We start from the raw sequence: 13,142 nt of genomic DNA on the forward strand, positions 1-13,142 counted from the left end.
TGCCGAATCCGGCGCTCTCCCCTACATCGGCACGATAACGGCCGTTCCGCGAGGGGCGGCCTTCTATTTTCGTAAGACGAGAAAAGGCATTTCAATGGCCGACCAACCCAAACCGCTGATGCCGCATGCGACCGCCACCTGGCTGGTCGACAACACCGGCCTGTCGTTCGAACAGATCGCCGAGTTTTGCGGCCTTCATATCCTCGAAGTGCAGGCCATGGCGGACGATCTCACGGGCAGCAAATATACCGGCCGCGACCCCGTCCACTCGGGCGAGCTGACGCAGGACGAGATCGAAAAGGGACAGGCGGACAACGATTACCGGCTCAAGATGCAGCGCGCGCCGGTTGCGGTCAGCCGCACCAAGGGTCCGCGCTACACGCCGGTCTCGAAGCGCCAGGACAAACCTGATGGCATCGCCTGGATCCTGCGCAACCATCCGGAGATTTCGGATGCGCAGATCGGCAAGCTGATCGGCACCACGCGCAACACGATCACCGCGATCCGTGAGCGCAGCCACTGGAACATCCAGAACATCCAGCCCAAGGATCCGGTGACGCTCGGCCTGTGTTCGCAGCGCGAACTCGACGCGGTCGTCGCCAAGGCAGCGAAGAAGGCCGGCATCGAAGACGAAGCCGCACCGGTCGAAACCACCGGCGGCAGCGATCGCGAGAAGCTGATCGAGGAGCTGCGGGCCGAGCGCCAGGCCAATGAAAAGGCTGCTGCAGAAGCCGTGCAGGAAGCCGAAGCCGCCGCCTGGCTCGAAGCCAAGCGCGCTGCCGAAGACGCGGGCGAGACTGCGGAACCCGACCAGGCCTGAACCTGCCGACGCACAAAATTCCGGAAGGCGGGGAAGGCTATGGCTTTTCCCGCCTTTTTGCTTGCCTTTGAAGCGAGAGAGGCCATGCTACTGACATGGATGTAAGCAAGCTGCCGAACCACCACCCGGTGCCATGGGATACGCATTTCGAAGCGCTGGCGCTGCCCGCCATGTTCGCGCGGACAGCGCAGGCCTCGCCTGATGCGCCGCTGCTGCATTTCCTCGGTCGCACCTACCCCTATCGCGAGCTGCTCAGCGATGCGCAGGCCTTTGCCCATGCCCTCCGGGCGCGGGGAATTGCCGAGGGCGACCGCGTCGGGCTCTTCCTGCCCAATGTCCCGAGCTATGTCGCCGCCTATTACGGGGCGATGATGGCGGGGGCGGTGGTGGTCAATTTCTCGCCGCTCTATTCGGTCGAGGAGCTCGAGCAGCAGGTCGCCGATTCGGGGACCCGGCTGCTGGTCACGGTCGATGTGCCCGAGCTTTACGCCACCGCGGAAAAAGTGCTGCACGGCTCCGCGCTCGAAACGCTGGTGGTCAGCTCGCTTCCGCAGATGCTGCCGACGCTCAAGGGTCTGGCGATGCGCGTCCTCGCGCGCAGCAAGATCGCCAAGGTAGCCTACGGCCCATCGATCCTGCCGTGGCGCACCTTCTTGGAGAGCGGCGAGCGGAACCCGGGCGAACTGCCCGCAATCGATCCGCAGGGGCTCGCGCTGCTGCAATATACCGGGGGCACGACCGGCACGCCCAAGGGGGCGATGCTCACCCATGCGAATCTGTCGATCAATGCGCAGCAGACTGCAGGGCTCAACCCCTTCGGCAATCCGACGGGCGAGGTCTTTCTCGGCGCGCTGCCGTTCTTCCATGTCTTCGCCAATACCGCGTTGCTCAACCATGCGGTGCTGACCGGCGCGTCGATCGCCATGGTCCCGCGGTTCGAGGCAGGACAGGTGCTGCAGACGATCGCGCGATATGGCGCGACGGGGTTCCCCGGCGTGCCGACGATGTTCCAGGCGTTGCTCGACCATCCCGATCTCGCCAAGACCGATTTCTCGACGCTCAAGGTGTGCATTTCGGGCGGCGCGCCGCTGCCCGGCCCGCTGCGCGAGCAATTCGAGGCGGACACCGGCGTCCGGCTGGTCGAAGGCTATGGCCTGACCGAGAGTGCGGGGGTGGTCTCGGCCAACCCCTATGAAGGGATGCGCAAGCCCGGCACCATCGGCCAGGTCATCATGCAGACCGAAGTGCTGCTGCTCGACAAGGAAGACCCGGCAGTCATCGCGCCCGATGGCGAACCGGGCGAACTCGCGCTCCATGGTCCGCAGGTCATGCGGGGCTATTGGAACCGTCCCGAGGCGTCCAAGGACATTTTCGTCGAACATCTCGGCAAGACCTGGCTGCGCACGGGCGATGTGGCGACCGTCGATTCCGATGGATTTCTCGAGATCGTCGACCGGATCAAGGACATGATCGCGGTCGGCGGCTTCAAGGTCTTCCCGAGCCAGGTCGAGGACGTCCTGCTCGAGCATGAGGCGGTGAAGGAGGCGCTGGTGATTGGCCGTCCCGATGCCTATCACGGCGAAATGCCGGTGGCCTATGTCACGCTCAAGGCCAGTCATGAAGCGAGCGGCGAACAGCTCAAGCAATGGCTCAACGCGCGCGTGGGCAAGCACGAGCGTGCCGATGCCGTTATCATCCGCGAGGATCTGCCCAAGACGATGATCGGCAAGCTCGACCGCAAGGCGCTGCGCGCCGAAGTGCTCGACTAGGCCATAAAGAGAAGGCCGCCCGCGTCATGCGCAAGCGGCCCTCCTCCCCTCCGAAATGGATCGGTTCAGCCGGCTACGGCGAGTTCCGGCTTGGTCGCCGGCTGCGTCAGCCCGGGCGCCTTGGCCTTGGCGTCGCGATGCGCGAAGCGGCCTTCGACCTGCGCGCCCTGTTCTATCGTCAGCGCGTCGTAAAAGACATCACCGGTGATTCGCGCGGTCTTGAGAATGACCAGCTCGCGCGCGGTAATCGATCCGTCGACCGTTCCGGCTAGCCGCGCGGTTTCGGCCTTGATCGCGCCTTTCACGCGGCTTTCCTCGCCCTGCACGAGCGAGGAACAGGCGATGTCGCCTTCGACCGACCCGTCGATGTGGAGATCGGCCGACGCCTCGATATCGCCGGTGATCGTGAGGTCCGATCCCAGGACCGAGAAGGTGGAATTGCTCTTGCTGGCCATACGCTCGCGTCCCGAATTACTGGCCTGAGGCGAGTTGGGGAGCTCGCCGGATTTCTTCGAGAACATTGGGAGCGGTCTCCAGGAAGGTACGCGGGTTCACCGCGCGATTGTTGATCCGCACCTCGAAATGGAGGTGCGCGCCGGTCGAGCGACCCGTATTGCCGATCGCGCCGATTGTCTCGCCCGCCGCGACGCGCTGGCCGGGCTTGGCGTCGAACCGCGACATATGCGCATAGCGCGTCATCAGCCCGTTGCCATGCGAGATCTCGACCGTCTTGCCATAGCCGCCCTTCCAGCCGACGAAGCTGACGCGGCCGGCCGATGCGGCCTGGATCGGCGTGCCGACGGCACCCCGGAAATCGAGACCCTTGTGCATCGCGCCGCGGCGGGTGAACGGGTCGCGGCGATAGCCGAAGCCGCTCGAAATCATGTCGGTGCGTGCGGGCGCCACTTGCGGAACCCCCTCGAGGCCCCGCTCAAGCGCCGCCATGCGGGCAATCGACAGGCCGAGCCGTTCGAAGCGCGGATCGATCCCGCCATCGGCATCGGTGACGAGATTCTCGAGCGGACCACCCATCGCGCTGCGGTCGGCGTTGCGCATCATGCTGGCGGGGTCGAGGCCGAGCGTCTTGAGCGCGACGGTGGCACGCTGGGCGCGCGCGTCGGCATAGCGGGTCAGGCCTTCGACGAAGACCAGTTGGCGCGCTTCGATCTTCGCCAGCGCGCTGGCTTCGGGGATCGATAGGCTGACCTTGCTGATCGTCTCGCTTGCCTCGCCGGCGGAATCGCTCGTGCTGGCCGCGGTCTTCACGTCTTCGGGCAGCGAAGCGACCATGTCCTCGATGAATTCCTGGCGCTTGGCCAGATCGGTGGCGACCGCATCGATATCGCTGCGATAGGCGTTCACCCGTTCGGTCGCGGTGGCGACCTTCGCCTCGCGGTCGAGCAGCGACAGGCGGTCGGCGGTGGCGCGATATTGCGACCATCCCGCGCCCGCCATCGAGGCCGCCCAGACGATCAGCGCCGTCAGCGACACCGCTGCGGCGGTCATCTGGACCTTTGATGAAATGGTGATGAAGCGAACCTGGCCTTCCGACCGCATGAAAAATTCGCGATCGGGAAACCAGCTGCGTAAGCGATCCCCCAAGCCAATGCTGGCATTGTTATTGCTCAAAACGACCCGTCCCTTATGGTCTCTTATGTCCCATTGAGACAGCTAACAAAGGTTGCTTGTGAAATCGAATCGCGGTTCCCGTAGAATCTACGAGTCGAAGCATCGGTGGGACGAGTCGTTTGAGCGCTCGCTAAATTTTGGCTCGGGCCGAAGGTCAGAGATTAAAGTGTGGTTTACCAATAGCTTACGATTTGCCTCGGCTGCGCCCAGCAAGTCATTGTATAAATGCGACAAATTTCCCAAGGCCCGAATTTGATGCGCGGCAAGCGGCGAATCGGTCTGCTCGGCGGCAGCTTCAACCCGGCGCATGGCGGCCATCGGCGAATTTCGCTGTTCGTTCGGCGCGCACTCGAGCTCGACGAGGTTTGGTGGATGGTCTCGCCGGGGAACCCGCTCAAGCCGCAGGCGGGCATGGCGCCGCTCGCCGCGCGCGTGCGTTCGGCGATGGTGCAGGCACGGCGCGCCCCGATCCGCGTCACTGCGATCGAGCGCGAACTTGGCACGCGGTACACGGTCGATACGCTCGGTGCGCTCACCCGACGCTATCCCAAGCACGACTTCGTGTGGCTGATGGGAGCGGACAATCTGGCGCAATTCCACCGCTGGAAGGCCTGGCGCGACATCGCCCGCAGGATGCCGATTGCAGTCATCGCGCGGCCCGGCTATGATGCTGCTGCCCTCGCGAGCCCCGCGATGGCCTGGCTGCGGCGCTTTTCGGTGCCATTGTCCAGCTTTGTGAACAGGGGCGAATGGAGCGCACCGGCACTGGTGACATTGCGTTTCGATCCCGACGAACGATCGGCCACGGCAATCCGCCGCGGCGATCCCGACTGGGCCTTACGCTTCGCCGGACCGCCTCCGAGGGACCAGTTGACGCATCGCTTGATACCGTCGGGGGAGGAAACCACCGCGCCATGACGCGCGTTGTCCCTTCCATGGCCCAAGCCTCTCAATTCAGGAGTATCGCATCCGCCTATGACTCAGGCGCAAACCCATCCGGCTTCGTCCGGACCCGCATCGGCACAGGTCATCGACTTGGCTGACGCGACCACCGATCCACTGCTCAAGCTGGTGCTGCAGCAGCTTGACGACGACCAGGCACAGGAGGTCGTGACCATCGATCTCGAGGGCAAGAGCTCGATTGCCGATCACATGGTGATCGCCTCGGGCCGCTCGACCCGACAGGTCGCCGCAATGGCGCAGAAACTGGCCGAGAAGGTCAAGCAGGCCGGCTTTGGCCCGGTGAAGCTCGAAGGGCTTCCCGCGGCCGATTGGGTACTGCTCGATGCGGGCGACATCGTCGTCCACCTGTTCCGCCCCGAAGTGCGCAGCTTCTACAATCTCGAGCGCATGTGGGCGTTCGGAGATGCCCCACCGGTCGCCGGCACGGCTTAACCGGCTTTTCGCTCGCGCCTCCGCGCGAGCGTCCTCGGGGCTGTTCCGCGCTGCGCTGCGGGCCCCTGCGGGCGGGCGGTCGCCCTAGCCGGGCCTCCTCCGGCCCGGACTGGTAGCCCACACCGCTACTGATGGGCAGATAGGCCCGGAGCATCCGCCTAGCGGGTTGGGCTATTAACTGCGCCGCAGGAACTTGAGACCAACACACCATGCTCCTCCACATCATCGCCCGCGGAAAGATCGCCCGCTCGCCCGAGGCGGACCTGGTCGCGCGGTATGAGAAGCGGCTGACCTGGCCGGTCAAATTCACCGAGCTGCCCGAAACCGGCGGGCGCATTCCCGATCCGCTGACGCCGGTCAAAACCGTGCTCCTCGACGAGCGCGGCAAGGACCTCTCCTCCGAACAGCTCGCCGCGATCCTTGGACGGTGGCGCGACGATGGCATGCGCGAATGCCGCTTCGTGCTTGGCGCGGCGGACGGACATGCGGCGGAAGAACGCGCCGACGCCGATCTGTTGCTTGCGTTCGGCTCGGCGACCTGGCCGCACCTGCTGGCACGCGCGATGCTGGCCGAACAACTCTATCGCGCGACGACGATTATCGCGGGCCACCCCTATCATCGGAGCAATTGATCGGGCAGAAATGCCCCGATGAGCCGCCGTCTCGCCGCCCTTGCCGTTACGCTTTCCGCAGGCCTGCTGTGGCTGCCGGCGCTTGCGCAGGCGCCGACCCCGCTCGAAAGCGCCGAGGATGCCCGTGCGCAGCTCGATGCCGCACGCGTGCAGCAGCGCAATGCGCGGGCCCGCGGGGAGCGGCTTGAGCAGCAGGCCGCGCGCTCGCGCGAAGCTTCGGAAAAGGCGCGTAGCGCGGCGGCGGCGCTCGCGGCACGCGTGCAACAGGCCGAGGCCGGTATCGCCGCGGCCGAAGCCCGGCTGGCGCTGGCCAATCGCGAGCGCCGCATGCTCGACCGCCGATTGGCGGCGCGCAGGACCCCGCTGGTCCGGCTGACCGGCGCGCTGCAGTCGATGTCGCGGCGCCCGCTCGCGCTGTCGGCGCTGCAACCCGGGTCGCTGCGCGATCTCGTCTATACCCGCGCGGTCCTCGCCAGCACGATCCCGCTGGTGCGCGAGCGGACCAGCGCGCTGCGCGGCGATCTCGACCGCGCCAGGACGCTTGAAGCCGAAGCGCGCGCCGCCGTGTCCGATAGGCGCGAAAGCGAAACGGTCCTCGTCGGGCGGCGCAAGCAATTGGTCGCGCTTGCCGAGCAGGAACGGCTCAAGGCGCGCCAGGCGGCGGGCGGGGCCGATCGTGAGGCGCAACGCGCGCTGGTGCTCGCCGAACAGGCGATCGATCTCGATCAGCTCGTCGGACGGCTCGAGGCAGCAGGATCGCTCCGCGCGCAGCTGGCCGCCTTGCCCGGACCCTTGCCGCGCCCTGCCGATCCCGCTTCCGCGAGCCTCGCCGCAACCCCGAGCCCGATCCCCAGCGCCACCCAGCCACCGCGGCAGTACCAACTGCCGGTCGCGGGCGAGATTACCGCGGGTTTCGGCGAAGCGGGCACCAGCGGCCAGCGGCAGGCGGGAATCGCGCTCGCCGCGCGCCCGCGCGCGCAGGTCGTCGCCCCCGGTGCAGGACGGATCGCCTTTGCCGGGCCCTATCGCGGCTATGGCCGGATCGTGATCGTCGAACATGCCAATGGCTGGACCAGCCTCGTTACTGGGCTCGGCACGCTCGATGTCGCAGTCGGGCAGGCGGTTGCCGCGGGCTCGCCGCTCGGGGTCGCGCCAGGACAGCGCGGCGAGGTCACGCTCGAGCTGCGGCAGGGCGGCGAACCGGTGAACCCGCTCGACCACTTGCGCTAGGCCGCCGGTCGAAAACCGCTTTCCTGACGGGCACCAACCATGCTCAGCTAGCATTAAGCGGTCGCACACCATAGGTTATGCGCCCGCAAAGGAGTCTTCTTGCCGATGAAATTCGCCGCCCTTGCCCGTTCGGCCGCTCTCGTGACCGCCGTCGCGCTGATTCCTGCGACCACCGCCACCATGGCGCAGGTCGATGGCCGCGCAGGCCCCGAATTCGCCAAGGTCCTTGCGGTCTACCAGCGGATCAAGGCGAGCTATGTCGAGCCGGTCGACGACGAGACGCTGATGCGCGGCATGATCGATGGCATGCTGACCGCGCTCGATCCGCATTCGGGCTATCTCGACGGCAGCGACCTGCAGCGGCTCGAGACGATGATCGACGGGAATTACTCGGGTCTCGGCCTGTCGGTCGTGGCCGAAGACGGCGCAGTAAAGGTCATTTCACCCTTCCGCGGCAGCCCGGCGGACAAGATGGGCATCAAGGCGGGCGACTTCATCACCCATCTCGATGGCCGCCTGATCGTGGGCCAGACGCTCGACGAATCGGTGGCGCAGATGCGCGGACGCGAAGGCACCGCGATCGAACTGACGATCTTCCGCCCCGGCCGCGACGAACCCTTCGATGTGAGCGTGACGCGCGGCGTGATCGAGCTCGAACCGGTCACCTGGGAACTGCACGACGGCAATGTCGGCCACATCATGATCAACGAATTTTCGCGCGATGTCGGCAGCGATGTCTTCGCCGCGTGGGAAGACCTCAAGAGCCAGGCCACCGGCCGCCTCAGCGGACTGGTGCTCGATTTGCGCTCGAACCCCGGCGGTTCGCTCGACGAGGCGGTAGCATTGTCCGACCTTTTCCTCACCGAAGGCCGTATCGTGTCGCAGCGCGGCCGCGCGCGGGGCGAGAACATCGCCTATGACGCCGAGACCGTGTTCCGCGGGGATATTGCCGCCGGGCTGCCGATCGTCGTGCTGATCGATGCAGGCTCCGCCTCGGCCTCCGAAATCGTGGCCGGGGCAATCCAGGACCATCGCCGCGGCGTGGTCATGGGCGAGCGCAGCTTCGGCAAGGGCAGCGTCCAGTCGCTGCTGCCGCTGGGCCGCGATGCCGCGCTCAAGCTGACCACCGCGCGCTATTACACGCCGTCGGGCCATTCGGTGCAGGAAGGCGGGATCACCCCCGACATCGCGGTGCCGCAGCTCTCCGACCCGGACCTGGCCAAGCGGGCCAAGTTCCAGATGCGCGAATCGGATCTGCGCGGTCACCTGATCAACGAGATCGGGCTCGACGACGATGCGGTCGAGAAGGATTCGCGCGCCGATCCGCGCTTCCTGCAGACGGCGGAGGAGCTGAAAGACAAGGGCATCGAGGATTTCCAGCTCTATTACGCGCTCGAAACGCTGCGCCGCACGAGCCCCAAGAGCATTGCCGCGCGCGCGAAATAGGGTAGAGCGCCGCGCCATGAGCCTTACGCAGCACGCCCGCCTCGCCCGCGTCCTGGCGCTCGCCGTGCCGGCCCTGCTGCTGGGCGGGGCCTATGTCTCGCAATATGGCTTCGGGCTTTACCCGTGCGAAATGTGCTGGTGGCAGCGCTGGCCGCATTTCGCTGCCGTGGGCCTTGCCCTGCTCGCATACGCGACCCCGCCGCAGCGCTTGTGGACCGCCGCCGCCGCGCTGGCGATCCTTGTCTCGGGCGCGATCGGCCTGTTTCACGCCGGGGTCGAATATGGCTGGTGGGAGGGGATCACCTCCTGCGCCGCGATCACGTCGGGCAGCAGCGGCAATGCGCTCGAAGACATCATGAACACCCCGCTGGTGCGCTGCGACGAACCCGCCTGGACGCTGCTCGGGATCAGCCTCGCAGGCTTCAATTTCCTGATTTCGACCGCCACGGGGCTGGCAATCTTCGCGCTGTTGGTGAAGGATCGCCGGGCATGACCAAGGTACCCGATCATATCGCGCGGATGATCCGCGTCGACCAGGCAGGCGAATTCGGTGCGACGCGGATCTATGCCGGCCAACTCGCGGTCATGGGTGACCGCGGCCCGCATTCGGCGGAAATCGCGGGCATGGCGGAGCAGGAAGCCGGCCACCGCGCCAAATTCGACGCCCTGATGGCGCGCCGCAGCGTGCGTCCGACCGCGCTGCAACCGTTCTGGGATCGTGCGGGGTTCGCGCTTGGCGCGGTGACCGCGCTGATCGGGCCCGAAGCGGCCATGGCCTGCACCGCCGCGGTCGAGACCGAGATCGACGATCACTATTCGCGCCAGCTCGACCAGTTGCAGGACAGTGGCGAGGATCCCGAACTCGCCGCGATGATCGAGGAATTCCGCGAGGACGAGCGCGAGCACCGCGACGCCGCGCTGGCCGCCGGGGCCGAGCGTGCGCCCGCCTATCCGCTGCTGTCGGGTGTCATTCGCCTGGGCTGCCGCGCGGCGATCCGTATTTCGGAGCGTGTGTGACGCGCGCCGGAAGGCCCGCCCACGCGCTTCAGCAAAAGTTCACCCCACGGGGCGCCTAGTGGCCCCGCATCCATTCGCCGAGAGGACCATCATGTCGAAACCGTTGCTTGCCATCGCCAGCCTGGCACTTGCCGTCCCCATGGGCGCGCAGGCGCAGGACAGCGTCGATACGGCCGAAGACAATTACAACATGGTGATCATCTATGGCGACGACGAATGCCCCGAAAGCACGGACGACCAGATCGTCGTCTGCGCCCGCAAGGCCGAGAACGAGCGCTATCGCATTCCCGAGAACCTGCGCTTTTCCGACAGCCCCGAAAACCAGTCATGGGCCGAACGCGTCGAACGCTTCGAGATGGCGGGCGCTTTCGGCAGCATGTCGTGCTCGCCCACCGGTTCAGGCGGCTTTACCGGCTGTACGCAGGAAATGATCAACGCTGCCTATGCCGACAAGGCCAATGACGCGGGCATCCGCTTCGGCGAGATCATCGCCGCCGAGCGCGCCAAGCGCCTCGCGACGATCGACGAGGACGCCGCCGCCGAGCAGGAGCGGGTCGAGATGATCGAGCGCGAATATATGGAACGGCTCGAGCGCGAACGCGCCGCCGAGGTCCCGGGTGAAGAGGCGCTGCCGCAGCCCGAAAGCGCTGCCGAACCGCGCTAAGCTCTGGCGCCGGTCGGCGATTTGTCGCTAGGCAGGCGGGTATGAGTTCGCGCCGCAAGATCCTCACCGTGTTCGGGACCCGTCCCGAAGCGATCAAGCTGTTCCCGCTGGTGCATGCGCTGGCGGAGGACGAGCGGTTCGACAGCCGCGTGTGTATCTCGGCGCAGCATCGCGAAATGCTCGACCAGGTGCTCGAGATTGCCGGCATCGTGCCCGATCACGATCTCGACCTGATGACTCCCGGGCAGACGCTCGATGCGCTGACTGCACGCGCGCTGGTCGAAGTCGGCAGGGTGCTGGACGCGGAACGGCCCGACTGGGTCGTGGTGCAGGGCGATACGACCACCGTGATGGCGGGGGCGATCGCCGCCTATTACCGCAAGATACCCGTGTGCCATGTCGAAGCCGGGCTGCGCAGCGGCGATATCCATCATCCCTGGCCCGAAGAGGTGAACCGCCGCGTCGTCGGCAGCTTCGCCGCGCTGCATTGCGCCCCGACGCAAACCGCGCGCGATGCGCTGCTGCGCGAGAATGTCGAAGCCGCAACCGTGCATGTCACCGGCAACACCGTGATCGATGCCCTGCGCTGGGTGACCCAGCGGGTAAGCGAGCAGCCGGCGCTGGCCGCTGGTCTGGCCGAGCTCGAAGCGCGCTTTGCAGGCAAGCGTATCATCGGCATGACCACCCACCGGCGCGAGAACTTCGGCGAGGGGATGGAGAATATCGCCGCCGCCGTGCAGCGGCTGGCCGCGCGCGACGATGTCGCGATCATCTTTCCGGTCCATCTCAACCCCAATGTCCGCGCGGTGATGAACGCGCGGCTTGCCGGGCTGGACAATGTCGCGCTGATCGAGCCGCTCGACTATCCGCATTTCGCCCGGCTGCTCGATATCAGCCATTTGATGCTCACTGACAGCGGCGGGGTACAGGAAGAGGCGCCCGCGCTGGGCAAGCCGGTGCTGGTCATGCGCGAGACGACCGAGCGCCCCGAAGGCATCGCGGCAGGCACTGCGAAGCTGGTCGGCACCGATCCCGATGCGATCGTGCGCGAAACCACTCGCCTGCTCGACGACGAGGCCGCCTATGCCGCAATGGCGCGCGCGCATAACCCGTTCGGCGATGGGCATTCGGCGGCGCGGATCGCCGATCTGCTCGCCGAGGCCTGATCCGTCCCGATGCCAGCGCGCGCTTTATCGTTACTGTAAAATTTACCGACCCCCGCTAGCTTCGTAGCCCAAAGGTTCAGGGAAACACATTCATGCGTGGTGACACCAAGCCCGACGTCTGCGTCATCGGTCTCGGCTATATCGGCTTGCCAACAGCCGCGATTATCGCGCGCGCGGGCTGCCCGGTGCATGGTGTCGATGTGGCGCAAAGCGTTGTTGACACGATCAATCGCGGCGAAATCCATATCGAGGAGGTCGATCTCGACGGGTTGGTGCAGGCAGTGGTCCAGCGCGGGCTGCTCAAGGCCTCGACGCAGGTCGCGCCCGCCGACGTCTTCGTGATTGCGGTGCCCACACCTTTCGCGAAGGACGGGCAGCATACGCCCGATACGTCCTATGTCATGGCCGCCGCCGAGCAGGTCGCCGACGTGCTCAAGAAGGGTGACACGGTCATCCTCGAATCGACCTCACCGGTCGGCACGACCGAGGCGATGCGCGATGCCATCGCCGCCAAGCGACCCGATCTCGCCATGCCGGGCCTGATCGAGGGACAGCCCGATGTGAGCATCGCCTATTGTCCCGAGCGCGTGCTGCCGGGGAAGATCCTTGAGGAACTGACGCATAACGACCGCTCGATCGGCGGCATCACCCCGCGCTGCGCGCGCAAGGCACTCGCCTTCTACAAGCGCTTCGTGAAGGGCGAATGCGTCACCACCGATGTACGCAGCGCCGAAATGACCAAGCTGGTCGAGAACGCCTTCCGCGACGTCAATATCGCCTTTGCCAACGAGCTTTCGATGATCGCCGACCGGCAGGGGCTCGATGTGTGGGAAGTGATCCGCCTCGCCAATCGTCACCCGCGCGTCAATATCCTCACCCCCGGCCCCGGTGTGGGCGGGCATTGCATCGCAGTCGACCCGTGGTTCATCGTCCACGGCGCGCCAGACGAGGCGAAGATCATCCGCCAGGCACGCGAGACGAACGATGCCAAGATGCACCATGTGCTTAGCCGCGCGAAGGCGCTGGCGCAGGCCAATCCGGGGGCTAAGATCGCCTGCCTCGGCCTCGCCTTCAAAGCGAATATCGACGATTTCCGCGAAAGCCCGGCACGCTATGTTGCTGCCTCGCTCGCGCGCGAGTTCGGCGAGCGCGTGCAGGTGGTAGAACCCTATGCGGGCGAACTGCCGCCCGAGTTTGAGGGCACGAGCGCCGAACTGGTCGATATCGACACTGCGCTGGAAGAATGCGGTGTGCTGGTCACGCTGGTCGATCACGATGTGTTCAAGGTCATCCCGCCCGAGGAACGCGCCGGCAAGGCGGTCTATGACACGCGCGGGATCTGGCCCGACGTCGCCTGATCAGGCTCTCTGGTCG

14 protein-coding genes are annotated in these 13,142 nt (G+C 66.1%); 12 read left to right on the plus strand and 2 right to left on the minus strand.

Features of this window, described 5'->3' with window-relative positions; all coding sequences use genetic code 11:
* Window positions 1–94: 94 nt before the first annotated feature.
* Window positions 95–820, plus strand: a complete 726-nt coding sequence (locus VWN43_RS14710; RefSeq protein WP_253520866.1) for a DUF1013 domain-containing protein — start codon at window positions 95–97, stop codon at window positions 818–820.
* A 95-nt stretch (window positions 821–915) separates the two neighbouring features.
* On the plus strand, window positions 916–2,589 hold the full coding sequence (locus tag VWN43_RS14715; protein ID WP_320181223.1) for a long-chain-fatty-acid--CoA ligase: 1,674 nt from the start codon (window positions 916–918) through the stop codon (window positions 2,587–2,589).
* Window positions 2,590–2,654: 65 nt separating this feature from the next.
* Here VWN43_RS14715 and VWN43_RS14720 read toward each other — a convergent pair whose 3' ends face one another.
* Together VWN43_RS14720 and VWN43_RS14725 are read right to left on the minus strand one after the other, a co-directional pair.
* Window positions 2,655–3,044: a bactofilin family protein gene (locus tag VWN43_RS14720; RefSeq protein WP_253520860.1), complete on the minus strand. Its 390-nt coding sequence runs from the start codon at window positions 3,042–3,044 to the stop codon at window positions 2,655–2,657.
* Window positions 3,045–3,060: 16 nt separating this feature from the next.
* Window positions 3,061–4,095: a M23 family metallopeptidase gene (locus VWN43_RS14725; RefSeq protein WP_330767646.1), complete on the minus strand. Its 1,035-nt coding sequence runs from the start codon at window positions 4,093–4,095 to the stop codon at window positions 3,061–3,063.
* A 378-nt stretch (window positions 4,096–4,473) separates the two neighbouring features.
* On the opposite strand from VWN43_RS14725, the gene VWN43_RS14730 reads away from it, so the two are divergent.
* The 10 genes from VWN43_RS14730 to wecC all read left to right on the plus strand — a co-directional run bounded on the left by VWN43_RS14730 (window position 4,474) and on the right by wecC (window position 13,126).
* Window positions 4,474–5,136 (plus strand): nicotinate-nucleotide adenylyltransferase, encoded by a 663-nt coding sequence (locus tag VWN43_RS14730; protein WP_320182153.1) that lies wholly within the window; start codon window positions 4,474–4,476, stop codon window positions 5,134–5,136.
* Between the two features lie 57 nt (window positions 5,137–5,193).
* Window positions 5,194–5,613, plus strand: a complete 420-nt coding sequence (rsfS, locus tag VWN43_RS14735) for a ribosome silencing factor (protein WP_320181221.1) — start codon at window positions 5,194–5,196, stop codon at window positions 5,611–5,613.
* A 209-nt stretch (window positions 5,614–5,822) separates the two neighbouring features.
* A complete protein-coding gene (locus tag VWN43_RS14740; RefSeq protein WP_320181220.1) occupies window positions 5,823–6,245 on the plus strand; it encodes a 23S rRNA (pseudouridine(1915)-N(3))-methyltransferase RlmH in 423 nt (140 codons plus the stop codon).
* Window positions 6,246–6,263: 18 nt separating this feature from the next.
* On the plus strand, window positions 6,264–7,475 hold the full coding sequence (locus VWN43_RS14745) for a murein hydrolase activator EnvC family protein (protein WP_320181219.1): 1,212 nt from the start codon (window positions 6,264–6,266) through the stop codon (window positions 7,473–7,475).
* Window positions 7,476–7,580: 105 nt separating this feature from the next.
* Complete coding sequence (locus tag VWN43_RS14750) at window positions 7,581–8,921, plus strand: S41 family peptidase (RefSeq protein ID WP_253520842.1); 1,341 nt, start codon at window positions 7,581–7,583, stop codon at window positions 8,919–8,921.
* 16 nt (window positions 8,922–8,937) lie between these two features.
* Entirely contained in the window at window positions 8,938–9,414 is a 477-nt protein-coding gene (locus tag VWN43_RS14755; RefSeq protein ID WP_320181218.1) for a disulfide bond formation protein B, read from the plus strand.
* A complete protein-coding gene (locus VWN43_RS14760) occupies window positions 9,411–9,938 on the plus strand; it encodes a demethoxyubiquinone hydroxylase family protein (protein WP_253520838.1) in 528 nt (175 codons plus the stop codon). Before VWN43_RS14755 ends, VWN43_RS14760 begins: the two co-directional genes overlap by 4 nt.
* Before the next feature lie 91 nt (window positions 9,939–10,029).
* Window positions 10,030–10,602, plus strand: coding sequence for a hypothetical protein (locus VWN43_RS14765; RefSeq protein WP_320181217.1), 573 nt, complete (start codon window positions 10,030–10,032; stop codon window positions 10,600–10,602).
* A gap of 41 nt (window positions 10,603–10,643) precedes the next feature.
* Window positions 10,644–11,768: a non-hydrolyzing UDP-N-acetylglucosamine 2-epimerase gene (wecB, locus tag VWN43_RS14770; protein WP_320181216.1), complete on the plus strand. Its 1,125-nt coding sequence runs from the start codon at window positions 10,644–10,646 to the stop codon at window positions 11,766–11,768.
* Between the two features lie 92 nt (window positions 11,769–11,860).
* On the plus strand, window positions 11,861–13,126 hold the full coding sequence (gene wecC / locus VWN43_RS14775; RefSeq protein ID WP_320181215.1) for a UDP-N-acetyl-D-mannosamine dehydrogenase: 1,266 nt from the start codon (window positions 11,861–11,863) through the stop codon (window positions 13,124–13,126).
* The last annotated feature ends 16 nt before the right edge of the window (window positions 13,127–13,142 follow it).

Origin of the sequence: Qipengyuania sp. HL-TH1, from assembly GCF_036365825.1 — a bacterium.
In the GTDB taxonomy this organism is placed as follows: domain Bacteria; phylum Pseudomonadota; class Alphaproteobacteria; order Sphingomonadales; family Sphingomonadaceae; genus Qipengyuania; species Qipengyuania profunda.